This window comes from Sphingomonas sp. Leaf5 (assembly GCF_001421155.1).
Classification (GTDB): Bacteria; Pseudomonadota; Alphaproteobacteria; order Sphingomonadales; family Sphingomonadaceae; genus Sphingomonas.
Window position 1 is genome coordinate 106,360 of the sequence record NZ_LMJZ01000020.1, and the last position, 23,621, is coordinate 129,980.

At 65.9% G+C, this 23,621-nt stretch carries 22 protein-coding genes; 10 read left to right on the plus strand and 12 right to left on the minus strand.

The window, feature by feature from the left end:
• The first annotated feature begins 15 nt into the window (after positions 1-15).
• Together ASE50_RS12990 and ASE50_RS12995 are read left to right on the plus strand one after the other, a co-directional pair.
• Positions 16-1,143: an acyl-CoA dehydrogenase family protein gene (locus ASE50_RS12990; protein ID WP_056401106.1), complete on the plus strand. Its 1,128-nt coding sequence runs from the start codon at positions 16-18 to the stop codon at positions 1,141-1,143.
• Positions 1,143-2,015: an acyl-CoA thioesterase gene (locus ASE50_RS12995; protein ID WP_200909545.1), complete on the plus strand. Its 873-nt coding sequence runs from the start codon at positions 1,143-1,145 to the stop codon at positions 2,013-2,015. The genes ASE50_RS12990 and ASE50_RS12995 overlap by 1 nt, the downstream gene beginning before the upstream one ends.
• A 62-nt stretch (positions 2,016-2,077) precedes the next feature.
• Here ASE50_RS12995 and ASE50_RS13000 read toward each other — a convergent pair whose 3' ends face one another.
• From ASE50_RS13000 to ASE50_RS13015, 4 genes are read right to left on the minus strand one after another with little or no spacing between them, the layout of a single operon-like run.
• The gene (locus ASE50_RS13000; protein ID WP_056401111.1) at positions 2,078-3,157 is read right to left on the minus strand and encodes a catalase family protein; all 1,080 of its coding nucleotides are present in this window, start codon (positions 3,155-3,157) and stop codon (positions 2,078-2,080) included.
• A gap of 60 nt (positions 3,158-3,217) precedes the next feature.
• Entirely contained in the window at positions 3,218-4,015 is a 798-nt protein-coding gene (locus ASE50_RS13005; protein WP_056401114.1) for an SDR family NAD(P)-dependent oxidoreductase, read from the minus strand.
• Complete coding sequence (locus ASE50_RS13010) at positions 4,012-5,031, minus strand: phosphotransferase family protein (protein WP_056401118.1); 1,020 nt, start codon at positions 5,029-5,031, stop codon at positions 4,012-4,014. Before ASE50_RS13010 ends, ASE50_RS13005 begins: the two co-directional genes overlap by 4 nt.
• The gene (locus tag ASE50_RS13015) at positions 5,021-6,265 is read right to left on the minus strand and encodes an acyl-CoA dehydrogenase family protein (RefSeq protein ID WP_056401443.1); all 1,245 of its coding nucleotides are present in this window, start codon (positions 6,263-6,265) and stop codon (positions 5,021-5,023) included. Before ASE50_RS13015 ends, ASE50_RS13010 begins: the two co-directional genes overlap by 11 nt.
• A gap of 132 nt (positions 6,266-6,397) precedes the next feature.
• On the opposite strand from ASE50_RS13015, the gene ASE50_RS13020 reads away from it, so the two are divergent.
• Positions 6,398-7,615, plus strand: coding sequence for a TetR/AcrR family transcriptional regulator (locus ASE50_RS13020; RefSeq protein ID WP_056401121.1), 1,218 nt, complete (start codon positions 6,398-6,400; stop codon positions 7,613-7,615).
• 1 nt (position 7,616) lies between these two features.
• Here ASE50_RS13020 and ASE50_RS13025 read toward each other — a convergent pair whose 3' ends face one another.
• A complete protein-coding gene (locus tag ASE50_RS13025; RefSeq protein ID WP_056401123.1) occupies positions 7,617-8,291 on the minus strand; it encodes an acyloxyacyl hydrolase in 675 nt (224 codons plus the stop codon).
• A 169-nt stretch (positions 8,292-8,460) separates the two neighbouring features.
• Here ASE50_RS13025 and ASE50_RS13030 point away from each other — a divergent pair, with 169 nt between their 5' ends.
• Together ASE50_RS13030 and ASE50_RS13035 are read left to right on the plus strand one after the other, a co-directional pair.
• Positions 8,461-9,003: a hypothetical protein gene (locus ASE50_RS13030; protein WP_235512335.1), complete on the plus strand. Its 543-nt coding sequence runs from the start codon at positions 8,461-8,463 to the stop codon at positions 9,001-9,003.
• On the plus strand, positions 9,003-9,242 hold the full coding sequence (locus tag ASE50_RS13035; protein ID WP_056401129.1) for a helix-turn-helix domain-containing protein: 240 nt from the start codon (positions 9,003-9,005) through the stop codon (positions 9,240-9,242). Before ASE50_RS13030 ends, ASE50_RS13035 begins: the two co-directional genes overlap by 1 nt.
• Before the next feature lie 4 nt (positions 9,243-9,246).
• On the opposite strand, the gene ASE50_RS13040 is transcribed toward ASE50_RS13035, so the two are convergent.
• Entirely contained in the window at positions 9,247-10,821 is a 1,575-nt protein-coding gene (locus ASE50_RS13040; protein WP_056401132.1) for a long-chain fatty acid--CoA ligase, read from the minus strand.
• A gap of 47 nt (positions 10,822-10,868) precedes the next feature.
• Positions 10,869-14,456 (minus strand): DNA polymerase III subunit alpha, encoded by a 3,588-nt coding sequence (gene dnaE, locus ASE50_RS13045; protein WP_056401136.1) that lies wholly within the window; start codon positions 14,454-14,456, stop codon positions 10,869-10,871.
• A gap of 96 nt (positions 14,457-14,552) precedes the next feature.
• On the opposite strand from dnaE, the gene ASE50_RS13050 reads away from it, so the two are divergent.
• Positions 14,553-15,095: an HdeD family acid-resistance protein gene (locus tag ASE50_RS13050; RefSeq protein WP_056401446.1), complete on the plus strand. Its 543-nt coding sequence runs from the start codon at positions 14,553-14,555 to the stop codon at positions 15,093-15,095.
• 26 nt (positions 15,096-15,121) lie between these two features.
• Here ASE50_RS13050 and ASE50_RS13055 read toward each other — a convergent pair whose 3' ends face one another.
• The 3 genes from ASE50_RS13055 to ASE50_RS13065 are packed head-to-tail and all read right to left on the minus strand — an operon-like array spanning position 15,122 to position 17,515.
• Complete coding sequence (locus ASE50_RS13055) at positions 15,122-15,601, minus strand: glutathione peroxidase (RefSeq protein ID WP_056401139.1); 480 nt, start codon at positions 15,599-15,601, stop codon at positions 15,122-15,124.
• A complete protein-coding gene (locus ASE50_RS13060; RefSeq protein WP_056401142.1) occupies positions 15,598-16,272 on the minus strand; it encodes an ABC transporter ATP-binding protein in 675 nt (224 codons plus the stop codon). Before ASE50_RS13060 ends, ASE50_RS13055 begins: the two co-directional genes overlap by 4 nt.
• A complete protein-coding gene (locus ASE50_RS13065) occupies positions 16,265-17,515 on the minus strand; it encodes a lipoprotein-releasing ABC transporter permease subunit (RefSeq protein WP_056401144.1) in 1,251 nt (416 codons plus the stop codon). Before ASE50_RS13065 ends, ASE50_RS13060 begins: the two co-directional genes overlap by 8 nt.
• Positions 17,516-18,479: 964 nt before the next feature.
• Between ASE50_RS13065 and ASE50_RS13070 the strand changes: the two genes are divergently transcribed.
• Complete coding sequence (locus tag ASE50_RS13070; protein ID WP_056401147.1) at positions 18,480-18,968, plus strand: Hsp20 family protein; 489 nt, start codon at positions 18,480-18,482, stop codon at positions 18,966-18,968.
• Between the two features lie 199 nt (positions 18,969-19,167).
• Here ASE50_RS13070 and ASE50_RS13075 read toward each other — a convergent pair whose 3' ends face one another.
• Together ASE50_RS13075 and secG are read right to left on the minus strand one after the other, a co-directional pair.
• A complete protein-coding gene (locus ASE50_RS13075; RefSeq protein ID WP_056401150.1) occupies positions 19,168-20,817 on the minus strand; it encodes a CTP synthase in 1,650 nt (549 codons plus the stop codon).
• A gap of 93 nt (positions 20,818-20,910) precedes the next feature.
• A complete protein-coding gene (gene secG, locus ASE50_RS13080; RefSeq protein ID WP_056401152.1) occupies positions 20,911-21,270 on the minus strand; it encodes a preprotein translocase subunit SecG in 360 nt (119 codons plus the stop codon).
• A 223-nt stretch (positions 21,271-21,493) separates the two neighbouring features.
• Between secG and ASE50_RS13085 the strand changes: the two genes are divergently transcribed.
• From ASE50_RS13085 to argC, 3 genes are read left to right on the plus strand one after another with little or no spacing between them, the layout of a single operon-like run.
• Entirely contained in the window at positions 21,494-21,817 is a 324-nt protein-coding gene (locus ASE50_RS13085) for a MarR family transcriptional regulator (RefSeq protein ID WP_056401160.1), read from the plus strand.
• Positions 21,750-22,643: an NlpC/P60 family protein gene (locus ASE50_RS13090; RefSeq protein ID WP_056401163.1), complete on the plus strand. Its 894-nt coding sequence runs from the start codon at positions 21,750-21,752 to the stop codon at positions 22,641-22,643. The genes ASE50_RS13085 and ASE50_RS13090 overlap by 68 nt, the downstream gene beginning before the upstream one ends.
• Positions 22,640-23,569: an N-acetyl-gamma-glutamyl-phosphate reductase gene (argC, locus tag ASE50_RS13095; RefSeq protein WP_056401167.1), complete on the plus strand. Its 930-nt coding sequence runs from the start codon at positions 22,640-22,642 to the stop codon at positions 23,567-23,569. The genes ASE50_RS13090 and argC overlap by 4 nt, the downstream gene beginning before the upstream one ends.
• The last annotated feature ends 52 nt before the right edge of the window (positions 23,570-23,621 follow it).

Here is a 23,621-nt window from a genome sequence, read left to right on the forward strand (position 1 = left end):
TCAGGAACACCATCCATGCCCCTGTTTCTGAACGACGATCAGACGATGCTGGCCGACACCGCGCGCGAGTTTCTGTGTGAAGCCGCACCGGTCGCGCAGTTGCGGGCGCTGCGCGACGCCGACGACCCGACCGGCTTCGATCGCGGCCTGTGGGCGAAGTTTGCCGAGATGGGCTTTACCGGCATGATGGCGCCCGAAAGCGCGGGCGGCCTAGGCCTTGGTCATGTCGAGGCCGGCATCGTGCTGGAAGAGATCGGCCGCAACCTGTCACCCTCACCCTTCCTCACCACCTCGGTCGCCGCCGTCGCCGCGTTGTCGGGGACGACCGCCGGCGAACGCTGGCTGCCGCGCATCGCCGCGGGCGAAACCGTTGCCGCGCTGGCGATCGACGAACGCGCGAAGCACGGCGATGCCGTTGCGATGCGCGCCGAGCGATCGGGCAACGGCTTTCGTTTGGTCGGCACCAAGCAGTTCGTCGTCCACGGCCATGTCGCTGACCTGATCCTCGTCATCGCCCGTACCGCAGGCGGTGATCGCGATGCAGACGGACTGACGCTGTTCGCCCTCCCCGCCGATACTCCCGGCCTGTCCGCCGATCCACGCCGCCTGACCGACAGCAGCATCGCCGCCCGGCTGACCTTCGACCATGTCGAGGTCGATGGCGATGCGGTTGTCGGCGCGGTCGACGATGGTCGCGGCGCACTCGACCGCCTGCTTGCCGCCGCGCGGACCGGGGCGGCGGCGGAATCGCTGGGCGTCGGCGACGGCGCAGCGACGCGGACGCTCGACTATTTGCGCCAGCGCAAGCAGTTCGGCCAGACCATCGGCAGTTTTCAGGCGCTGCAACACCGCGCCGCGCACCTCTATTCCGAACTGGAGATCGCCCGCGCCGCCGTGCTGAAGGCGCAGCAACTCCTCGACGAAGGGGCGGCGGACGCCGACACCGCCGTTTCGGTCGCAAAGGCGATGGCCGGCATGGCGTCGACGCTGGCGGTGCAGGAAGCGGTGCAGATGCATGGCGGCATCGGCATGACAGACGATGCCGATATCGGCTTCTTTATGAAGCGCGCCCGCGTCCTGAGCGAGATGTTCGGCGATATCGGCTATCACAGCGACCGCATCGCCCGGATCGGAGGATATTGATGGAGCCGACGCCCGCCGATCTGGTCGCGGGACTGGTCGCGCTGCTCGATATCGAAGAGATCGATACCGACCTGTATCGTGGGAGCCGCAATCCGGGCGGCGTCGGCCGGGTGTTCGGTGGACAGGTGATCGGGCAGGCCTTGCAAGCGGCGCAACGCTCGATCGGCGGGACGAAGATCGCGCATTCGCTCCATGCCTATTTCCTGCGGCCGGGCGATGAGGAGCATCCAATCCTCTACCGTGTCGTCCGCGACTTCGCCGGACGCAGCTTCGCCAATGCCCGCGTGATCGCGATGCAGCGCGGACAGGCGATCCTGAACATGGCGGCGTCATTCCAACTGCCCGAGGACGGCATGACGCATCAGGACGCGATGCCCGACGTTCCCCCGCCCGAGGCGTTACGCTCCGATCGCGAACTGCGGCTGGCGATGCAGGACCATATCCCCGACAAGTTCCACCGCCTGTTCCTGCGCGCCCGCCCGATCGAGATCCGCCCGGTCGAGGCCGATCACCTGACCGACGCAACGCCGCGCGCACCGATCCAGCATGGCTGGTTCCGTGCGGTCGCGCCGCTCGGCGACGACGCAACGCTTCACCGCGCGATCCTTGCCTATGCCAGCGACATGATGCTGCTCGGCACCTGTATGTTGCCGCACGGCATTCACTGGATGATGGATCGGGTCCAGACCGCCAGCCTCGACCACGCCCTATGGCTGCACGAACCGTTCCGTGCCGACGACTGGCTACTATACGCCACCGACAGCCCATGGGCGGGCCATGCCCGCGGCTTCAACCGTGGCCGCATCTTTGCCCGCGACGGGCGACTGGTGGCGAGCGTGGCGCAGGAAGGGCTGGTTCGGGTGCGGGGATAGGTGTCGTCCACCTTCCCCGGCATTCCCGTGCGAAGGCGGGGGTATCGTTGGCCCCGAAACCCTCACCCCGGCTCGTGCAACGGACACCCGTTGAACCGCTCGCGATACTGCGCCGAATGGTCATAGACCGGCTTGCGCACCCGGTTCACCCCACCCAGCGGTTGGTGTGCGGCCAGCCCGGTCCATACGCTGAACCGTAGCCCCTCATCGACCTCGGAAACCTTGTACGCCGACCAGCTATCCTGCGGCTCGCAGCGCAACGTCGCGACGGTCAGATACGGGCTGACATCCTCCGGCCATGGCGTCGCCGCATCCTCGATCGGCTGCGTTTCGGGATCGCGCAGCAACTGCACCCGCACTTCCCATTGGCCGCGCACCTTTGCTGCCGACGCCTGCAACTCTTCGCGGATCGCATTCGGACGCCCGCTGGTATCGACCACGACGTCGGTCAGCGCGGTCAGATCGGGCGACACCGGCACCACCTGATATTTGGCGACATAGGAACCGTGGCGGAACGGCGTGGCGGAGTAATAGGTCTCACCCAGCGGATGGACGTTCTTCGATCCGCCCATCGTCTTCAACAACGTGCTCTCGGTCCCGACTGCCTCCAACGCCGCCTCGGCCCCGCGCAAGACATAGGACAGCGCCTTCTTCGCCCATTCCGCCTTGTCGGTGGTCTTGGCGAGCAGCTTCAGGTTGCTGGCGAACTTCGCGGGTGTCGGCGCGGCAAAGGCGGGCGCGTTGACCATCACGAAATCCTGCGTCCGCCCGCCGGCTCCGGCCAGACGTTCGCCCTCGACCTCCATCACCTTCCACGCCAGCCCGCGCGGTAAGCCGATGGCGTCGTCGAGGATATCACCGGGATTAGTCGAAAACCGCATCCACACCGGATAGACGCCGGGCTTCGCGAAGAGCCCCTGGGCCAGTTCGGGCGGCAGATCGTCATGCACGCTCAGTTCGGCCTTCAGGATGCCATGCGACTTGGCATGGACCGCGCGCACCGCTTTGCCGTAATCCGCCGAGGTTGTCGTCAGGATCGTGTCGAACGCCTGCTCCATGTCGGCGACCGTCTCCGCTTCGTCCGCTTGGCGTTCTTCGAGTGCGGCGGTGTAGCGCACCGGCGGTTTCAGCAGGTCGGTCATGTGCAGGAACTCCTCGTCTTCGCATCGACAAGCGCGGGCGAGGCTATTCGTTCCGGGGACTTACACGGCGGTACGCCCATAGTCCTGCCGCGTGAACGGGTGGCTCGACGACAGTCCGCCATCGACCGCCCATGCCTGTCCGTTGACATAGCTGGCCTCGGGCGACGCGAGGAACAGGACGACGTTGGCGACCTCCTCGGCCTCGCCGCCGCGCCGCAGCGGGTTCAGCCGACCGATCCGCCCTTCCTTTCCCGACTGGCGGGCATGGTCATAGACCATTGCCGTCATGCCCGTCTCGATCAGGCCCGGACATACCGCGTTCACCCGCACGCCCGATCCCGACAATTGCTGCGCGGCGGTCTGGACCAGATTGATGACGCCCGCCTTCGACGCCGAATAGGCCGCGCCACCCGCGCCCGATCGCAGCCCGGCGACGCTGGCGGTACACACGATCGCCCCGCCGCCCGCTGCCGCCATCACCGGTGCCGCGTGTCGGATCGCGAGGAACGGCCCGATCAGGTTGACCCGCAATATTTCCGCCCAATCGTCGGCGGATTGTTCGAACAGACTGGCCAGCCCGCCCGAAATGCCGGCATTGGCATGGACGATATCGATCCCGCCGAAGCGTTCGACCGCCAACGCGACCGCACCGGCGACATCCTCGTCCGCGCCTGCGTCCATCGTACAGGCCACCACCCGACCGCCCGCCGCTTCGATCAACGCTGCCGTCGTTCCGGCATCGGTCCGGTCGCCACAGACCACCCCCGCCCCTTCGCGGGCAAAGGCCAGCGCACAAGCCCGCCCGATCCCCGATCCGGCCCCGGTGACCAGCACTGACTTGCCCGCAAACCGCATCATGCCCCCGCCTGTTGCGCAAACCGCCACGCCGCCGCGGCCAGTTCGGGTACCCGTTCGGCCATGCGCGCCGCCTGCGCGCTCGACGCATTGCCGTCGCGCACCCGCTGCTTGATCCCCTGCACGATCCCGGTCAGGCGAAAGAGGTTATAGGCAAAATACCAGTCGAGCCCCGGCACCCCGTCCCGCCCGGTCGCCCGACAATAGCGCGCCACGACCTCCTCCATCGTCGGAATCCCGCTGTCGCCGCCGCTCAATCCCGCGATGCCCGACCGGCCGTCGGGCGGCGTCATCCAGTTCATCAGCAGATAGGTGAAATCGGCCAGCGGATCGCCCAGCGTCGACAGCTCCCAGTCGAGCACCGCCGCGACGCGCGCGCCGTCTTCGGCAAAGATCAGATTGTCGATCCGGTAGTCGCCATGGACGATCGCCACCCGTTCCTGCGCCGGCACCGTGCGCGGCAGCCAGTCGATCAGCCGCTCGACATCCGCCAGATCGTCGGTCTGGCTCGCGCGATATTGCCGGGTCCAGCGCGCCACCTGCCGCTCGAAATAATTGCCCGGCTTGCCATAATCGCCAAGGCCGACCGCCACCGGATCGATCGCGTGCAGCGCGGCCAGCGCATCGACCATCGCCTCGTACTGCGCGCGGCGTTCGTCGGGCGACAGGTCGGGCATCGCGCCGTTCCAGATCGTCCGCCCCGCGACCCGCTCCATCAGATAGAAGGGCGCGCCGATCACGCCTGCATCCTCGCACAGCGCCAATGGCCGCGGCACCGGATAGCCGGCCGGATGCAGCGCCGCAATCAACCGATACTCGCGCTCGACCGCATGGGCGCTGGGCAACAACACCCCGAACGGCTTGCGCCGCAGCACATAGGACCCGGCGGGCAGGTCGACGCGATAGGTCGGATTGCTTTGCCCGCCCGGATAGCGCGTCACCGCGACCGGCCCGTCCCCGACCGTCGCCGCCAGCCACGGCGTCAACCGGTCGAGATCGAGGTCGACGTCACCGCCCACCGGACACCCTCGCGAACTCGGCGCGGGCGATCGCGCGGTTGTGGACCTCGTCCGGCCCGTCGGCAAAGCGCAGCGTCCGCACCCCGGCCCATGCCGCCGCCAGCGGAAAGTCCTCCGACACGCCGCCGCCACCATGCGCCTGGATCGCATCGTCGAGGATCGCCAGCGCCATGGTCGGCGCCTGCACCTTGATCATCGCGATCTCGCCCTGTGCCGCCTTGTTCCCGGCGCGATCCATCATGTCGGCGGCCTTCAGGCACAGCAGCCGCGTCATCTCGATATCGATCCGCGCCCGCGCGACCCGCTGTTCCCAGATCGAATGATCGGCGATCCTCTTGCCGAACGCGACGCGCGATTGCAGCCGCTTCGCCATCGCCTCCAGCGCCATCTCCGCAACGCCAATGGTGCGCATGCAGTGATGGATACGCCCCGGCCCAAGCCGGCCCTGCGCGATCTCGAACCCGCGTGCCTCGCCCAGCAACAGGTTGCTCGCCGGTACCCGCACCTGGTCCAGCACCACCTCGCCATGCCCATGCGGGGCATGGTCATAGCCATAGACCGGCAGCATCCGCTCGATCCGCACGCCGGGGGCATCCATCGGCACCAGGATCATGCTCTGCTGCTGGTGGCGCGGCGCGTCCGGGTCGGTCTTGCCCATCACGATCGCGACCTTGCAACGCGGATCGCCCGTGCCCGACGACCACCATTTGCGCCCGTCGATCACATAGTCGTCGCCATCACGGACGATCCGCGTTTCGATATTGGTCGCATCCGACGACGCCACTGCCGGTTCGGTCATCAGGAACGCCGACCGGATCGTGCCCTCCATCAACGGCCGCAGCCATGCCTCTTTCTGCTCGCGCGTGCCGTAGCGATGCAGCACCTCCATATTGCCAGTGTCGGGAGCCGAACAGTTGAACACCTCGCTCGCCCAGTGCCACCGCCCCATCGCCTCGGCACACATCGCATATTCGAGGTTGGACAATTGCGTACCCTCGAACGCGAAACCCTCATCGACCATCGGCGCGCCCGAATGCGGCGGCATGAAGAGGTTCCACAGCCCCGCCGCCCGCGCCCGTTCCTTCAGCGGTTCCAGCATCGCCACCGGTGCCCAGCGATCGCCGCTCGCCACTTCCGCGTTATAGTCATGGTCGGCAGGGGCGACATGCTCGGCCAGAAACGCGGTCACACGGTCGCGCCAATGGGTTTCGCGCTCGCTAAGCGAAAAGTCCAACATCCGTCTCCCGCTGCAACCTATTTTGATCGATTTAGGCCATACCGCATATTCGGTAAAGCGCCGATGACGTCGCGTACCGCAGCGAAAAATAGGCTTGGGCTCCACACCCGTTCTGCTAGGGTCGCGTCCATGACGACGACGAACGGGGCCACCAAACGCTACCGCGCCAAACGCGACGCCATCCTTGCGGCGGCGGCGGAGGCGATCAACGAAGCCAGTGCGAAGGGCATGACCTTTGCCGACGTCGCCCGGCGTGTCGGGCTCAACACCACCAGCGTCACCTATTATTTCAAGCGCAAGGAGGACCTTGCCGCCGCCGCCTTCGACCATACGCTCGACTGGCTACAGGCAACGCTCGACGAAGCACTTCGCGAACCCACCCCGCGGGCCCGCGTCGCGAAGTTTTTGAGCGTCCATTTCAACCGGCAGCGCCGGATCGAGGCGGGCGAGGAACGCCCCGTTGCGATGCTGTCGGACCTGCGCGCGATGGAGGACCCGTTCAAGGCGCGCCTCCTGTCCGGCTGGCGCGACGTCTTTCGCAAGACGCGCACCCTGTGGGGCGACCCGGCCGACCGCACCGCCAAGGACATCTTCAGCGCCCGCGCCCATGTCCTGCTCGAAAACTGTTTCTGGCTGACCGTCTGGCTCGATCGGTACGAACCCGACCAATATGATCGGGTCGAGGCGCGATTGATGGACGTGTTCGTGCACGGCATGGCCGGCCCCGGCCAGCGATGGGCACCGCGACCGCTCACCCCCGAACAGGCCGATGCCGAACCGGCGCGCGACGCCTTTCTGCGCGCGGCCACCCGGCTCATCAACGAACTCGGCTATCGCGGTGCCTCGGTCCAGCGGATCGCGTCCGAACTGAACGTGACCAAGGGGTCGTTCTACCACCATCTCGATGCCAAGGACGATCTGGTCATCGCCTGCTATCGCCGCAGCTTCGACACGATCAGCGCGGCGCAGCGTGCCGCCGATCACGCCGGCAGCAGCCATTGGCAGCGACTGTCGAGCACGCTTGCGTTGCTGGTCGACGCACAGTTCACGGACCAGGGGCCGTTGTTGCGCACCACCGCACTGTCCGGGCTACCGCTGACCGTGCGACAGGCGATGGTCGACCGCTCCAACCGCATCGCCCGCCGCTTCGCCGGTACGATCAGCGACGGCATCGCCGAAGGCTCGCTGCGCCCCGTCGACCCGCTGATCGCGGCGCAGGCGCTGATGGCATTGCAGAACGCCGCGTTCGACATGCGCAACTGGGCCGCGACGATGCCACGCGAGCGGGCGGTCGGCTTCTATGCGTCGACGGTGATGACGGGGTTGTTTGACGATCCGGTGGTATAGTCTACCGACCCAAGGCCCGTACCAGCCGGATGCCGAGATGGTCGATACCCGGATTGCGTTCCGAGAAGAACTGGCGGTGGCTGAAATGCTCCCACACCGCCTCAACCGCCCAGCGGCGATCGAGGCGAACACCGATCGACGCATTGGGATTGAACAATATTTGCGACCCGAACGACGTCCGCCGCCGATAAATATCGTATCGACGTTGCGCCTCGCCGGCCGACAATCCCGGAGCGAATGGATCGGGGGTGACGTCATAGCCGTCGATCAGGGTCAACCCGATCCCGACCTGGCCATATAGCCGGCGCTTCAGGACATGCTGTCGCCACTCGGCTCCGGCGCTAAAAAAGCTCGTTCGCCCGGCCGTGCTGATCTGCGCCTTTGCGGTCAGACGCGGCTTGAGCAGGATGCGCAGCGGCGCACTGCGATAGGTCAACTGCACGTCGACGGTGCCATTTTCCTCGAACCCCTCGTAAAATTGCCCGGCGGGCAGTTCGGGAAGGTCGAAGATCAGCTTGCCGCCGAGCGGATGAAAGTTCGCTCCATGGCGGAACACGCCGACCGCAAGCTCGGGCGCATCGCGTTGCGGCGGCGGCGCTGGTCGGTCCTGCGCCGAAGCCGTTGTCGAGACGAGCGCCATCGCCGCGCCAAACACGTACCGATTCAACCGGTTCATAGGCCACCTGTTGCAGAACGGCGTTCGTTACGCCCTAAAAACCATGTATGATGGCAATATCTTTTCGTAAAACAGAAAGAATTGTATGTCGGACGTAATGTTATTGCCACTGCGTCAGGCAAAGCTATGCCGCGTTTTCGGTGTCGTTTTTCTGTTGGCGGCAATGGTCATGCCTTTCGTCATCGTGACAGCCGGCCTGACCCCAGGTGCCAATCCCTATTGCGGTGGCGGCAAGGGCTGCGTGTGGAAAGCACAGCCCAGTCTCTTGCTGGACGAGGAGACACGGCTGCAAGTCGCGGCCACCGCTACCACGCAGCGGCGCTTCGAATCCTATGCCGCGCGACCCGACATACGGATTGGCCTGGCGTTGGTGGATGCTGTTGATTCGGTGCCGTTTGGAATGATGATGTTCAGCGTAGGGCTGGCGCTGCGGCGGCTCGGCGGCCCGGTTCAGGACGCGCTGCTACAGGCGCTGCGCTGGCTGCGCCGGGCATCGGCGGCGGCGATCCTGTGGTCGCTGGCGCAACCGGTGTACGAGACGCTGCTGACGATATTGCTGTCCCCCGGCACCCCCGCCTGGCCGATGGTCGCACCGTCGATCTATCTTGCGAGCATCGCCACCGGGTTGCTCCTGGCGCTGGCGGCCTATGCGACGATCTGGGCACTGGAGGCGACGCTGCGGGCGCAACGCGACCTTGCCGAGTTCGTCTGATGCCGGTGATCGTCCATCTCGACGTGATGCTCGCACGACGCAAGGTTCGCTCGAAACAGCTGGCCGAAGCCATCGGCATCACCGAATCCAACCTCTCGCTCCTGAAATCGGGCAAGGTGAAGGGAATGCGGTTCGCGACGCTCGCCGCGATCTGTCGCTATCTCGACTGCGAACCGGGAGACATCCTCGGCTACGAGATATCCGACGACGACCTGCGCCCCGACAAGGTGCGGGAATAAGCGCCTACGCCAACACCCCCCGATATTGCTCGCGCAACGCCGTCTTCCTCAACTTGCCCGTCGCACTGTGCGGCAGCGCGTCGACGAAGATGACGCGGTCGGGCAGCCACCATTTGGCAACCTTCGTCGCCAGATGCGCCAGCACCGTTTCCGCCGTCACCTCCGCGCCCGGCCGCTGGACCACCAGCAGCACCGGCCGTTCGTCCCAGCGCGGATGCGGCACGCCGATCGCCGCCGCCTCCGCCACGCCGGGGCATCCGACCGCGGCATTTTCCAGATCGACCGAGCTGATCCATTCGCCGCCCGATTTGATGACGTCCTTTGCGCGGTCGGTGATCTGCATCGTGCCGTCGGGGTGCAGCATCGCCACGTCGCCGGTGTCGAACCAGCCGTCAGGGGTCAGCGCATCGCCGCTTTCGTCTCGGAAATAGCGTTTGAGCACCCATGGGCCGCGCACCTGCAACTGCCCCGACGTCTCGCCATCGCGCGGCAGCACCGCGCCAGCTTCATCGACCGTGCGCAGTTCGACGCCGAACGGCACCTTGCCCTGTCGGCAGACCTGATCGACGCGCTGGTCGAAGCTGAGGTCGTCCCAGTCCGCGCCGGCCGCGCCCATCGTGCCGATCGGCGAGGTTTCGGTCATGCCCCACGCGTGGTTGACCCGCACGCCCATTCGCATGATCCGTTCAATCATCGCGCGCGGGGCCGCCGATCCGCCGATCGTCACGACCTGCAGATGCTCGGGCGCGGCGCCGGTCGCGTCCATATACTGGAACATCGCGAACCAGACGGTCGGCACACCCGCCGAATGCGTCACCCGTTCGCGGTTCATCAGGTCGCACAGCACGGCGGGTTCGTTGACGGCGGAAAACACGACCTTCGCCCCCACCGCCGGCGCGGCGAAGGGCAGTCCCCAGCCGACCGCGTGGAACATCGGCACCACCGGCAGGCACACCGCCCGTTGCGACAGGTCGAATTCGTCGGGCTGCAACTCGGCAATGGCGTGGAGCACGTTCGAGCGGTGCGAATAGATCACGCCCTTCGGATCGCCGGTCGTGCCGCTGGTATAGCAGATCATGCAATGGTCGCGCTCGTCCCCCTCGACCCACGCATAGTCGCCGGTCTCGGGCGCGATCAGCGCGGCGAAGGAGCCCGGCCCGTCGCCGTCCATCACGATGAAATGGTCGATACCGGGCAGCCGCGACTTCATCCGATCGACGATCGGCGCGAACGCCGCGTCGTATAGCAGCACCCGATCGCCGGCATGGTCGGCGATATAGGCCAGTTGATCGTCGAACAGTCGCGGATTGATGGTGTGGATAATGCCACCCATGCCGATCACGCCATACCACGCGATCAGGTGATGGGCGTGGTTCATCGCCATCGTCGCCACGCGGTCGCCGGGCCGGATGCCCAGCCGCTCCAGCGCCTGCGCCAGCCGCCGCGCATCGTGCGCGATGCCCGCCCAGTTCGTCCGCGTCTCGGTGCCGTTCGCCCAGCGGGTGACGATCTCGCGACCCCCATGCTCACGCTCGGCATGGTCGAGCAACCGGGGTACTCGAAGTTCGAAATCCTGCATTCCGCCCAGCACGCGCACTCTCCTTCGCGAACGGGGCCGTACCGCCCCTATCCGACGGCAGCGATCGATGGCTTCACCGTATCGAACGCCGCGCTGGCGACACCTTGCAGCCTGCCAACCCGTTCGGCAAGCTCGCCATCGATCTGAAAATCGCGGCCCAGACATACCCGAGCTTCGATTCCGTCAACGGCAGGGACCGATATCCAGATTTCGCCACGGCCGCCGCGCTCGCCCATGACCAGTCCCGCCAGCGCCGGATAGGCGGCGGCATCGTCGATCGTCAGGTCCAGCCGCAGCCGGACGTCGCGGGCGATCAGGTCGAACGGTTTGAGCGACTTGACCGTCGCCCGCGCGCTTTCATCCCCGGCACGGCGATCGAGTTCGAGCGTGAACAGGCCGCATCCGCCAACCTTGCCGGCGGCTTCCAGATCGTTCGCCGGCCCTTCGTCGAAACAGGTCACCGGTACCTGCCCCGTCGCGTCGGACAGCGTCGCCATCATGTACCGCTTGCCGCGTGCCGAGGTCCGCCAGCGCGCATCCTCGACCAGTGCCGCCACCGTCGCACCGACCCGGCCGCCCTCCGGTACGGGCGTGTCGGCCAGATCGGCGATTTTCCGCGCGCCATGCGCACTGGCGAGATGGGCGTAGCGATCGAGCGGATGCGCCGAGAAATAGAAGCCGAACGCGTCCTTCTCCGCCGCGATCGCCTGGGTCAGCGACCAGTGCACGTCGGGCATCCGGATCGCCGCCTCGGTCGCGCCGCTCGCTTCGCCGAACAGGCCGCCCTGCCCGCTCGACCGGTTCGCCTCGGTCCGCTGCGCCGTCGCCATCAGCGTATCGGCCAGCGCACGGACTCCGGCCCGGTCGAGCGCGATACAATCGAACGCACCGGCCGCCGCCAGCGTCTCGATCTGCCGTTTGTTGAGCAGCTTGGGGTCGACCCGTGTCGCGAAATCGTCGAGCGACTTGTACGGCCCCTTCGCCGCGCGCTCCTCGACCATCAGCTCCATCGCCCGCTCGCCGACGCCCTTCAACGCCGACAGCGCATAGCGCACCGCAAGGCCGTCACCAGTTTCCTCGACACCGAAGGTCGCGTCGCTGGCGTTGATGCACGGCGGCAGGCATTCGATGCGCAACCGCTTCATATCGTCGACGAAGATCGCCAGCTTGTCGGTCTGCGCATAATCGAACGCCATCGACGCCGCATAGAATTCGTGCGGGTGATGCGCCTTCAGCCACGCCGTCTGATAGGCGAGCAGCGCATAGGCGGCCGCGTGGCTCTTGTTGAACCCATAGCCGGCGAACTTGTCGATCAGATCGAACAGCTCGTTGGCCTTGGCCGCCGGGATGCCGTTCATCTCGGCACAGCCCTTCACGAAGATCGAACGCTGGGCGTCCATCTCCGCCTTCACCTTCTTGCCCATCGCGCGCCGCAGCATGTCCGCGCCGCCGAGCGAATAGCCCGCAAGGATCTGCGCGGCCTGCATCACCTGTTCCTGATAGACGAAGATCCCGTAGGTCTCCTTCAGGATCGGTTCGAGCAGGTCGTGGGGATAGATCAGCTCCTCGCGCCCGGCCTTGCGCGCGCCGAACGACGGGATGTTGTCCATCGGTCCCGGCCGGTACAGCGACACCAGCGCGATGATGTCGCCGAAATTACTCGGCCGCACCGCGGTCAGCGTCCGCCGCATCCCTTCCGATTCGAGCTGGAACACGCCGACCGTGTCGCCGCGCTTGAGCAGTTCATAGGTGGCGACGTCGTCCCACAACAAGCTGTCGAGATCGACGACGATGCCCCGCCGCGCCAGCAATTCGACCGCGAACTTCAACACCGACAGGGTTTTTAGGCCCAGAAAGTCGAACTTCACCAACCCCGCGCCCTCGACATATTTCATGTCGAACTGCGTGACCGGCATGTCGGACCGCGGATCGCGGTACAGCGGCACCAGTTCGCTGAGCGGCCGATCGCCGATCACCACGCCCGCCGCGTGGGTCGAGCTGTGCCGCGGCAACCCCTCCAGCTTCATGGCGAGGTCGAGCAGCCGCCGGACGTCCTTCTCACCGGTATATTGCTGGTGCAGTTCCGATACGCCGTTGATCGCCCGGTCGAGCGTCCACGGATCGGTCGGGTGGTTCGGCACCAGCTTGGCGAGGCGATCGACCTGCCCATAGCTCATCTGCAACACGCGGCCGGTGTCTTTCAGCACCGCGCGCGCCTTCAGCTTACCGAAGGTGATGATCTGCGCCACCTGATCGCGGCCATATTTCTGCTGGACGTAGCGGATGACCTCGCCGCGCCGCGTTTCGCAGAAATCGATGTCGAAGTCGGGCATCGACACGCGTTCCGGGTTCAGGAAGCGTTCGAACAGCAACCCCAGCTTGATCGGGTCCAGGTCGGTAATGGTGAGCGCCCATGCCACCGCCGAACCCGCGCCCGACCCACGGCCCGGCCCGACCGGAATGTCGTGATCCTTGGCCCATTTGATGAAGTCGGCGACGATCAGGAAATAGCCCGGAAACCCCATCTGGCAGATGACGTCGAGTTCGAAGTCGAGCCGCTCGAAATAGTCCGGAAACTTCGCTTGCAGCTCGGCTTCGGACAGGTCGGGAATGGTCCCCGTCTCCGCCGGCGTCGGTGCATCTTCCCACGGTGCTGGTGCATCGACCGCGACTTCGGCCCGGACCATGCCCGCTTCCAGCGCGACGATCTTGCGCAACCGATCGACCAGCCCGGCGCGCGAATCGACGCGCAGCTTCAGCGCCTCACCCTCGCGGTCGCCGGCAAGGCTGGGCAGGATCGGCTTGCGCTTGGGGGCCGCCACCGCGCAACGCTGCGCCACGACCAGCGTATTGGCCAGCGCCTCGGGCAGGTCGGCGAACATTTCCTGCATGACCGCTGCGGGCTTCAGCCACGCTTGCGGCGACGACCGCTGCCGATCCTCGCTCGCGACATAGCTGGACGAGGCGATGCACAGCATGGCGTCGTGCGCGTCGTGGAAATCGGCCTCGGCGAAGCAGCACGGATTGGTCGCGACCAGCGGCAGGTCGCGGGCATAAGCGAGGTCGAGCAGCTGCGGCTCCGCCTTCGCCTCGACCGCATCGTCGCGCCGGGCGATCTCGATATACAGCCGGTCGCCGAACAGTGCCTGCAACCGGTCGGCATAGGCCATCGCTTCGTCGTCGCGCCCGGCCGCAAACAGCCGCGCCAGCGCCCCGTCACCCGCCCCGGTCAGCGCGACCAGCCCGTCGCTGCGCCCGATCAGCGCATCGATCGGCACATGCGCGGGAATTTCGACCGGCCGGTCGAGATGCGCCATCGACACCAGCGCGCACAGATTGTCATAGCCGCGCGCGTCCTGCGCATAGAGCGGCAGCCAGTCGATTTCCGGCTCCTGCATCTCCGGCCCGCCCGGCCGCGCGACCGCCAGCAGCGTGCCGACCAGCGGCTGGACGCCCTGATCCTTGCATGCGTCCGAAAACGCCATCGCGGCATACAGCCCGTTGCGATCGGACAGCCCGGCGGCGGGAAAGCCCAGCTTGCGCGCGACCTTGGCAATCGCCTTCGGTTCGATCGCGCCCTCCAGCATGGTGTAGGACGAAAAGATACGAAGCGGCACGAACCCGGAATGCGTCATCCGATGCACCTAACCATCGCCGGCTGATTCGACCAGTGCGGCGGACACGGAACCATGACGAACCGCGTCCGTTCGGCGCGGCAACAGGAGGACCGCATGATCGATCACGCCCGCGAACCCCGTATCACCGCCCCCGGCTGGGGCTGGTCGCTCGCCTATGGCATCGTGTCGGTACTGGTCGGCATCCTCGCCTTCGCCGCGCCGTTCCCCGCGACGCTGGCGGCGACGATGATCGTCGGCTTCCTGTTCCTTGCCGGCGGCGTCGCCTCGCTCATCGCCGCCTTTCGCGGACGCGGCGGCCGCGGCTATGCGCTGCTGTTCGGGCTGCTGTCGGTGGTCGCGGGCGGTTATATGGTGCTGGTGCCGGTCGGCGGGGCATTGTCGCTGACGCTGATGATCATCCTCTGGCTCGGCGTGCGCGGTGTCATGGAGCTGTTCGTCGGCTTCCGCTTCAAGCGCCTACGGGTTCCGATGCTGCTGCTGGGCGTGCTCAACATCGTGCTGGCGATCCTGCTCTACTCGACGGTGCCTTGGTCGGCGCTGACCCTGCCGGGCTATATTCTCGGGGCCAGCTTCCTGTTCGGCGGCATCGTCGCGATCATGGGGGCGCTGCACGACCGGCGCGAGCAGGCGGCGTAAGACGAACCCCTGCTCGGCGGATAGCGTTACGCCAATGCCGAAAGCACCGCACCTTCTAGATCCTCCGGCTTGGTCGTCGGCGCGAACCGGGTGACCCGGCCGTCGCGCCCGACGAGGAATTTGGTGAAGTTCCACTTCACCGCTTCGCTACCCAGCACGCCGGGAGCAGCCTGTTTCAACGCGCGGAATAGAGGGGCGGCGTCGGCTCCGTTTACATCGACCTTGCCGAACACCGGGAAGCTGACGTCATAGGTCAGCGAACAGAATTGCGCGATCTCCGCCGCATCGCCCGGCTCCTGCCCGCCGAACTGGTTGCACGGGAAGCCCAGTACCGCGAAGCCGTGCCCGCCGAACTTCCGGTGCAGCGCCTCCAACCCGGCATATTGCGGCGTGAACCCGCATTTCGATGCGACGTTGACGATCACCAGCACCTTGCCGCGATAGTCGGCGAGCGTCGTTTCGGCACCATCGGCGGTCCGCACCGACAGGTCGTACAGGTCGCTCATCGCAGCACCCCGTCGTGCAACCGCACCACCCGATCCATTCGGTTGGCCAGCCGTTCGTTATGCGTCGCGACCAGCGCCGCCGACCCCTGCCCCTGCACCAGCCGGATAAATTCGGCGAAGACGACGTCCGCCGTCGCCTCGTCCAGATTGCCGGTCGGCTCATCGGCCAGCACCAGCGCCGGGCGGTTGGCCAGCGCGCGCGCAACCGCCACCCGTTGCTGCTCGCCGCCCGACAACTGGCTCGGACGGTGATCGAGCCGTTGGCCCAGCCCGAGCGCGGTCAGCAATTCGCTCGCCCGCGCATCCGCCTCGGCACGCGTACCGCCACGGACCAGTTGCGGCAGGACGACATTCTCCAGCGCGTTGAAATCGGGCAGCAAGTGGTGGAACTGATAGATGAAGCCCATCCGGTCGCGCCGCACGACGGTGCGCCGGTTGGCACCGGCCTTCGCAACCTGTTCGCCGCAGACAAGGATCTCGCCCTCGAACCCGCCCTCCAGCAGTCCGACCGCCTGCAACAGCGTCGACTTGCCCGACCCCGACGGCCCCAGCAGCGCGACGATCTCGCCCGGCGCGACGGTCAGGTCGACCCCGCGCAACACGTCGATCGTCACCGCCCCTTGCGTGAAACTCCGCTTCAGTCCGCGGGTCTGGAGAACGGGCTCAGTCATAGCGCAGCACCTGCACGGGATCGGTATTGGCCGCCTTGAACGCCGGGTACAGCGTGGCGAGGAACGAGAAGAGCAGCGCGACCAGCGCGATCGTCACCACCTCGACCGGATCGACCTTCGACGGCAATTCGGTCAGATAGCGCATCGTCGGGTCCCAGATGTCGACGCCGGTCACCGCACCGACCGCCTCGACCACCCGTTGCCGGAACGTCAGGAAAACGAAACCGAGGATCAGCCCCGCGCCGACGCCCAGCGCGCCGATCGTCGTGCCGACGGTCATGAAGATGCGCAGCAGCCCGCCGCGCGTCGCGCCCATCGTCCGCAGGATCGCGATGTCGCGCGTCTTGGCGCGGACCAGCATGATCAGCGACGACAGGATGTTGAACACCGCGATCAGGATGATGATCGACAGCACGGTGAAGGTGACGATCCGGTCGACCGACAGCGCCTGGAACAGTTCGGAATTGAGCTGTCGCCAGTCGGTGATCTGCGCACTCGCCACGAATTTCTCCCGCAGCGGCGCGAGGATGCGGTCGACATCATCGGGGTCGGACGTCTCCAGTTCGATCGACCCGACCGAATCGCCGGTCAGCAGCAATTGCTGTGCATCCTCGATCGGCATGATGACGAAAGCCTTGTCGTAATCATACACCCCGACCTCGACGATCGCGGCGATCCGGTACGGCACCTGCCGGATCATCGTGCCGAACGGGGTCGTCGGCCCCTGCGGACTGATGACCGTGATCTCGCTGCCGACGGTCACGCCCAGCGCCATCGCCAGCCGGCTGCCGATCACGACATTGCCGCTGCCCGGCGTGACGGCGTTCAGCGCGCCCTGCTTCACATTGTCGCGGATCGTCGGATTGTCGCGAATATCCTCGATCCGCATGCCGCGCATCAGGATGAATTCGGACCGGCCATTATAGGTCGCGAACAGCGGCTGTTCGATCAACGGCGTCGCGCTGGTCACGCCCGGCGTCCGCCGCGCCTCCGCCGCGATCCGTCGCCAGTCTGGCAGCTGGTTGTTATATCCCTGAATCAGCGCATGGCCGTTCAGCCCGACGATCTTGTCGAACAATTCGGCACGGAACCCGTTCATCACGCTCATGACAATGACCAGCGCGGCGACGCCCAGCATCACTGCGACCAGGCTGATCGATGCGACCAGCGCGATGAACGCCTCGCCCCGTCCGGGCAACAGATAGCGGCGGGCGATCATCCGCTCGTAACGCGATAGCAGCATAGGGGCGGTCGGTGTCCTCGAACGGAGCCCCCTCGAACGGGGCGTTGCAGCGGCTGTAGGTAGACGCTGGTCCGACTTCAATCCATGCTGTTGCCAAATCGACACATGGTTACGAAAACCGTAGCAAAGCTGCCGCAAAGCCGGTGACAGGGTCGGTCCGGTTCCGTATCGAAGACTTCACGAAGCGCAGGCAAGCAAGGCCACGGTTCGGGGAGGCCAACCGGCTCCGCCCTGGAAGGGGGGAAGGGGCGTAGAAGCGGTGGCAACCAAGGGGGCTGACGAGCGATCGTCACGCAGGCGGCCGGGCTGGCAACAGCCCGGCCGTTTGCCGTTTTGGGGCCTTTGCGGTCGGGGATGGGCGCGGGTTGCCGAATTATGTCGCGCTTCCCTTCCGGGCGAATGCTTGCCCGTAAGCTGTTGCCGTTACTCGCAGAACTGACAAATTGGCCTTCAGCCGCGCGCCAAAGGTCACGAAAGTCACACTTGCCACGTTTTGGCGGGTTACGCGGGTTCCCGAGACCTCTGCGGAAGTCGCGCAATAAACCAAACCGAGCCGTACCCTAGCGAAGGCCGGGGTCCCGTTGCGAAGGCTTTTCCGTAAGTTGCGAACGTTCCCCAACTGGGCCCCGGCCTTCGCCGGGGTACGGTCAAAGAAGTTTCGCAGAGGTCCCGGTTACGCGGGTTAGTGCGGACGGTGTCAAATAGCGCGGCGGAAGATCGCCAGACCGTAATGATGCCACGGGCAGGCGCTGTAGGACAGCGGTTCGCCGACACAGGCGCGGATACCCGTACGCCAGAACCTTACCCCCCGCGACCGTCCCAAAAAATCGTTTCGCAAACCCTCTTGAAGCGCCTTGCCAACGAACCATATCGGTTCACGAGCGGTGCCTGTCGGGCCGTTCGCGAACCGGCATCGCTTCGTGGATGCCGCTCGGTTCAATTCGCTTCTGATGGAGGATTTGACATGCGTAGCTTCGACTTCACCCCGTATCGCCGCTCGACCATCGGCTTCGACCGTTTGTTCGACATGCTCGAAAACAATGCGCGGGCGACGACGGGTGAAAATTATCCGCCCTTCAATCTCGAACGTCTGGCCGAAGACCGTTACCGCATCACGCTGGCGATCGCCGGTTTCAAGCGCGAAGAGGTGGACATCACCGCCCAGCAGAACCTGCTTGTGGTGTCGGGTCGCAAGGCCGAGCAGACCGACGCACAGAAGAGCGCGGTCCTGCATCTGGGCATCGCCAACCGCAGCTTCGAACGCCGGTTCGAACTGGCCGATTTCATCGTCGTCGAAAACGCCGACCTTGCCGATGGCTTGCTGACCATCGACCTGCGTCGCGAAATCCCCGACGCGATGAAGCCGCGCCGCATCGCGATCGGCAGCACGACCGAACAGCCGGTCATCGCGAATGACGCGGCCGGGAGCGACGAACCGGCACACGCTGCCTGACCTGCGGGGAATTGTTTGATAACGCGCTGTAGGCGGGCGTCCGAACCGGATGGGTTCGGGCGCCCGTTCGCGTTTGTGAGACGCCCCTGCCCGTGTCGTCCTTCTCGCGCAGGTGGGAATCCATAAACGCAACGCTTGCGATCGACGTCCAAACGTCAGCGTATATGGATTTCCGCCTTCGCGGGAAGGACGAATGGAATTAAACCAGCCGCGACTGCTTCACCGCCGCGGCGACAAAGCTCGCGAACAGCGGGTGCGGATCGAACGGCTTGGACTTCAGCTCCGGGTGGAACTGCACGCCGACGAACCATGGATGGTCGGGCCGCTCGACGATTTCGGGCAGCATCCCGTCGGGCGACATGCCGGAGAACACCAGCCCGCCAGATTCCAGCATCTCGCGATAGCCGGTGTTTACTTCATAGCGATGGCGATGCCGCTCGCTGATCGACGTCCCGCCATAGATCGACGCGACGACCGAATTGCCCGTCAGCGTCGCTTCATAGGCACCCAGCCGCATCGTGCCGCCCAGATCGCCGTCCGATTCGCGCTTCTGGATGCCCTCGGGGCTCATCCATTCGGTAATCATGCCGACGACCGGCTGATCGGTCGGGCCAAATTCGGTCGAAGACGCGTCCGGAATCTTACCGGTGGTGCGAACGCCCTCGATACAGGCCATCTGCATCCCGAAGCATATCCCGAAGTACGGCACCTTGCGCTCGCGTGCGAAGCGGACGCTGGCGATCTTGCCCTCGGCACCACGCTCGCCGAACGCGCCGGGAACGAGGATCGCGTGACACGGCTCCAGCTCGGCGGCGACCATGTCGTGATCGCCCTCGAACAGCTCGGCGTCGATCCAGCGGATGTTGACCTTCACCCGGTTGGCGATGCCGCCGTGCACCAGCGCCTCGTTCAGCGACTTGTACGCATCCTGCAGCCCGACATATTTGCCGACCACGCCGATCGTCACTTCGCCTTCGGGATTCTGGAGGCGGTCCATGATGTCGCTCCAGCGCGACAGGTCGGGCGCGTCGCCGGGTTCGATCCCGAAGGCGCGCAGCACCTCGGCGTCCAGCCCCTCGGCATGATATTGCTCGGGCACCGCATAGATGCTCGAGGCGTCGAGGGCGGGAATGACCGCAGCGGCCGGCACGTTGCAGAACAACGCGATCTTCGCCCGTTCGCTCGCCGGCAGCGGCTTTTCGCAGCGGCAGACCAGCACGTCGGGCTGTACGCCCAGCGCCGCTAGTTCGCGCACCGAATGCTGCGTCGGCTTGGTCTTCAGCTCGCCCGCCGCCGCGATGTAGGGCACCAGCGTGACGTGGATGCTGATCGAGCGGCCACGGCCCAGTTCGTTCTTCAGCTGGCGAATCGCCTCGATGAACGGCAGCGATTCGATGTCGCCGACCGTCCCGCCGATCTCGCACAATACGAAATCCAGATCCTGACCGTCGTCGTCGACGGTATCGGCCTGTGCGAACGCCTTGATCGCGTCGGTCACGTGCGGGACGACCTGCACCGTCGCGCCCAGATAATCGCCACGCCGTTCGCGCTGGATGATCGTCTGATAAATGCGGCCCGAGGTGACGTTGTCCGACTGATGCGCCGCCACGCCCGTGAAGCGTTCATAGTGACCGAGGTCGAGGTCGGTTTCCGCCCCGTCGTCGGTCACATAGACTTCGCCATGCTGATAGGGCGACATCGTGCCCGGATCGACGTTCAGATACGGATCGAACTTGCGGATGCGGACCTTGTAGCCCCGCGCCTGCAAGAGTGCTGCGAGAGAGGCCGCCATGAGGCCCTTGCCGAGCGACGAGACCACGCCGCCGGTGATGAAGATATACCGCGCCATGGGAGATATCGCCTAGCGTCGAACGCCATCGCCGCCAAGCGCGGGATTGCTCCCACGCCCGCGAAATACGACGGACCGGTTGATGAAAGTGGTTTAGCGGGCCAGCGGGACCGCGCCGTTATCGGCACCCGTCAGGTTGCCGATCGGATCAGCCGCCGGATTGGCCGGTGCGCTGGCGGCGGGCGGCGGAGTCGTCGGCCGTGCCAGCGAGGTATCGATGGAATTGGCCCCCCGATTCGCCGCGATCACCGCCAGCGCGATGCTCATCGCGACGAACAGCCCGGCAAGGACCGCGGTCGCCCGCGTCAGGAAATCGGCGGCACCGCGTGCCGACATCAGTCCCGACGGGCTGCCGCCGGTGGTCAGCCCGCCACCTTCCGACTTCTGCATGAGGATCACCGTCACGAGCAGCGCGGCGATGATCGCATGGACGACAAGCAGGAAGGTGAACATGGTCGGGGAACATTTCCGAAAGAAAGGAGTGCGGGTTCGAAGCGCGCCACATAGGCGAGCGCGGCCCGCCAATCAACCGAGCGCCTCCGACCCGATCGTCACATTATCGTATCGACCGGGAAACCAAGCGCGCAACTGCGACGTTCATGTTTCGACCCCGCCTCACGGCCTGTATCGACGTTAGGTTGCTGCAATGTTTCCAACTATTCCACTGAAAAAATGGATGGACGGCCTGGTCGACTATGTCCGGTCGGGCGAGCCGGACCTGACCAATCGGCAGATGGCGCTGATGATGATCGTCTATCTGCAACCCGGCCCGCATACCGTGCGCGGCCTTGCCCGTGCGCTGAACGTATCGAAGCCCGTCGTAACGCGCGCCTTGAATCGTCTGGGTACGCTCGGCTATCTCCGGCGCCAACGTGACGATGCCGACAAGCGGAACATCTTCGTCGCGCAGACCAGCGAAGGGGCCAATTTTCTTGCAGAGTTCGGGCAGTTCATGGGCGGCGACGGCGTCGGCGACTTCCAACGACGCGCCAGCGCGTAGCCGCTTCGCGCTGCGCGGGCGGTCGGTCGCGCTCGACACCCGAATCGACGCGGTCCGTCGCGATCTGGCCGATATCCGCCTCGCCGACCGGGTCTTCGCGCCGCATTATGCCGTACCGGCACGGCGCAGCATCGGTGGTGCGACCGCCATCCTCGGCGCTCCCGCGGGCCATGTCGTATCGCAGGCACTGGCCGGCGAGCCGTTCGACGTCCTCGAATTCACCTCCACCCATGGCTGGGGCCGTTCGCCGATCGATGGCAGCGTCGGATTCGTGCCGCGGACCGCGCTGGTCGACGCCTATGACGCATCGCACGTCGTCATCGCCGCCCGGTCCATCCTGTACGCCGATCGTTCGCTCGATCGCCCGCTTCCGCTGTCGCTGCCGATGGGCAGCCGCGTCGCCGCCGTTCCGGCGAACGACGAATGGACCGAGGTGGACGGCGGATATCTGCTCGCGACGACGCTGTTGCCGCTGTCGGACGAAACGGGCGATGCGGTTGCCTGTGCATTGCGTCTGAAGGGCGTGCCCGTGCTGGCCGGTGGTCGCTCGGGCGACGGGGTCGATGCCGCCGGTCTGATCTTTCTGGCGCTGTCGCTGGCCGGGTCGCCACCGGCGCGGTTCGTCGATTTGCAGGCGGAGACCATCGGCACGCCGCTGGCGGCCGGCGATCCGCTGCGGCGCGGCGACCTGATCTTCTTTAATGACCATGTCGCAATGCTGGTCGATACCGATACCGTCATCCATGCCGACGACGTCGTGCGGTGCGAACCCGTCGCCGCGCTCGACCGGTTCGGCCCCATTCGCGCCCGGAGGCGCCCCGCATGAACGTTCGCGTCTTCATCGACGGTGCCGCCGGCACCACCGGCCTCGAAATCGCCGACCGGCTGTCGGGCCGGACCGAGATCGACTTCATCACGCTCGACGACACCCGTCGCAAGGATGCGGCGGCGCGGCGCGAGGCGCTGAACGATGCCGATTTCGTGATTCTCTGCCTGCCCGACGATGCGGCGCGCGAGGCGGTATCGCTGATCGACAACGACCGCACGCGGGTGATCGACGCATCGACCGCACACCGCGTCGCCGATGGCTGGACCTATGGCATGGCCGAACTGGAACCGTCGCAGCCGGGCACGATCGCGACGGCGATGCGCGTGTCGAATCCGGGCTGTTATCCTACCGGCTTCCTCGCGCTGGTACGGCCGCTGGTCCGCGCTGGCCTGATCCCGCACGAATGGCCGGTCAGCGTCAACGCCGTCTCGGGCTATTCGGGCGGCGGCAAGGCGATGATCGCCGCGTTCGAGAATGGCGAGACCGATACCGCATGGCTCGGCTACGGCCTGTCGCTCGCGCACAAGCATGTGCCCGAGATGCAGCGTCACGCCCGCCTCGCCCATCCGCCGCTGTTCCAGCCGTCGGTCGCGCGCACCTATCGCGGGATGGTGGTCGAAGTGCCGTTGCCGCTGTTCGCGTTCCACCGCCGCCCCAGCCTGTCGGCGATCGAACAGACGCTGCGCGAGGCCTATCGCGAATCGCCGGTGGTCCGCGTCCTTGACGGCGACGACAGCGCGATTCCGATCGAGGCCGATGCCGGCACCGACCGCCTGTCGCTGCGCGTGTTCGGCAATATGGAGACGGGCCAGGCGCGACTGATCGCGACGCTCGACAATCTGGGCAAGGGCGCGGCCGGTGCGGCGGTTCAGAACTTCAACCTGATGGCCGGTTTCGACCAGACGGCGGGTCTGACGCTCTGAGCGCGGCTGCCCTCCGTCCGTAATATTCTGACGTTTCGCGCAATCGTTTCGC

What these genes read in the sequence shown, in the direction of transcription:
- ASE50_RS12990 (WP_056401106.1), top strand. Translation starts at nt 16, where the DNA reads ATGCCCCTGTTTCTGAACGACGATCAGACGATGCTGGCCGACACCGCG.
- ASE50_RS12995 (WP_200909545.1), top strand. Translation starts at nt 1,143, where the DNA reads ATGGAGCCGACGCCCGCCGATCTGGTCGCGGGACTGGTCGCGCTGCTC.
- ASE50_RS13000 (WP_056401111.1), bottom strand. Translation starts at nt 3,157, where the DNA reads ATGACCGACCTGCTGAAACCGCCGGTGCGCTACACCGCCGCACTCGAA.
- ASE50_RS13005 (WP_056401114.1), bottom strand. Translation starts at nt 4,015, where the DNA reads ATGATGCGGTTTGCGGGCAAGTCAGTGCTGGTCACCGGGGCCGGATCG.
- ASE50_RS13020 (WP_056401121.1), top strand. Translation starts at nt 6,398, where the DNA reads ATGACGACGACGAACGGGGCCACCAAACGCTACCGCGCCAAACGCGAC.
- ASE50_RS13025 (WP_056401123.1), bottom strand. Translation starts at nt 8,291, where the DNA reads ATGAACCGGTTGAATCGGTACGTGTTTGGCGCGGCGATGGCGCTCGTC.
- ASE50_RS13030 (WP_235512335.1), top strand. Translation starts at nt 8,461, where the DNA reads ATGCCTTTCGTCATCGTGACAGCCGGCCTGACCCCAGGTGCCAATCCC.
- ASE50_RS13035 (WP_056401129.1), top strand. Translation starts at nt 9,003, where the DNA reads ATGCCGGTGATCGTCCATCTCGACGTGATGCTCGCACGACGCAAGGTT.
- ASE50_RS13040 (WP_056401132.1), bottom strand. Translation starts at nt 10,821, where the DNA reads ATGCAGGATTTCGAACTTCGAGTACCCCGGTTGCTCGACCATGCCGAG.
- dnaE (WP_056401136.1), bottom strand. Translation starts at nt 14,456, where the DNA reads ATGACGCATTCCGGGTTCGTGCCGCTTCGTATCTTTTCGTCCTACACC.
- ASE50_RS13050 (WP_056401446.1), top strand. Translation starts at nt 14,553, where the DNA reads ATGATCGATCACGCCCGCGAACCCCGTATCACCGCCCCCGGCTGGGGC.
- ASE50_RS13055 (WP_056401139.1), bottom strand. Translation starts at nt 15,601, where the DNA reads ATGAGCGACCTGTACGACCTGTCGGTGCGGACCGCCGATGGTGCCGAA.
- ASE50_RS13060 (WP_056401142.1), bottom strand. Translation starts at nt 16,272, where the DNA reads ATGACTGAGCCCGTTCTCCAGACCCGCGGACTGAAGCGGAGTTTCACG.
- ASE50_RS13065 (WP_056401144.1), bottom strand. Translation starts at nt 17,515, where the DNA reads ATGCTGCTATCGCGTTACGAGCGGATGATCGCCCGCCGCTATCTGTTG.
- ASE50_RS13070 (WP_056401147.1), top strand. Translation starts at nt 18,480, where the DNA reads ATGCGTAGCTTCGACTTCACCCCGTATCGCCGCTCGACCATCGGCTTC.
- ASE50_RS13075 (WP_056401150.1), bottom strand. Translation starts at nt 20,817, where the DNA reads ATGGCGCGGTATATCTTCATCACCGGCGGCGTGGTCTCGTCGCTCGGC.
- secG (WP_056401152.1), bottom strand. Translation starts at nt 21,270, where the DNA reads ATGTTCACCTTCCTGCTTGTCGTCCATGCGATCATCGCCGCGCTGCTC.
- ASE50_RS13085 (WP_056401160.1), top strand. Translation starts at nt 21,494, where the DNA reads ATGGACGGCCTGGTCGACTATGTCCGGTCGGGCGAGCCGGACCTGACC.
- argC (WP_056401167.1), top strand. Translation starts at nt 22,640, where the DNA reads ATGAACGTTCGCGTCTTCATCGACGGTGCCGCCGGCACCACCGGCCTC.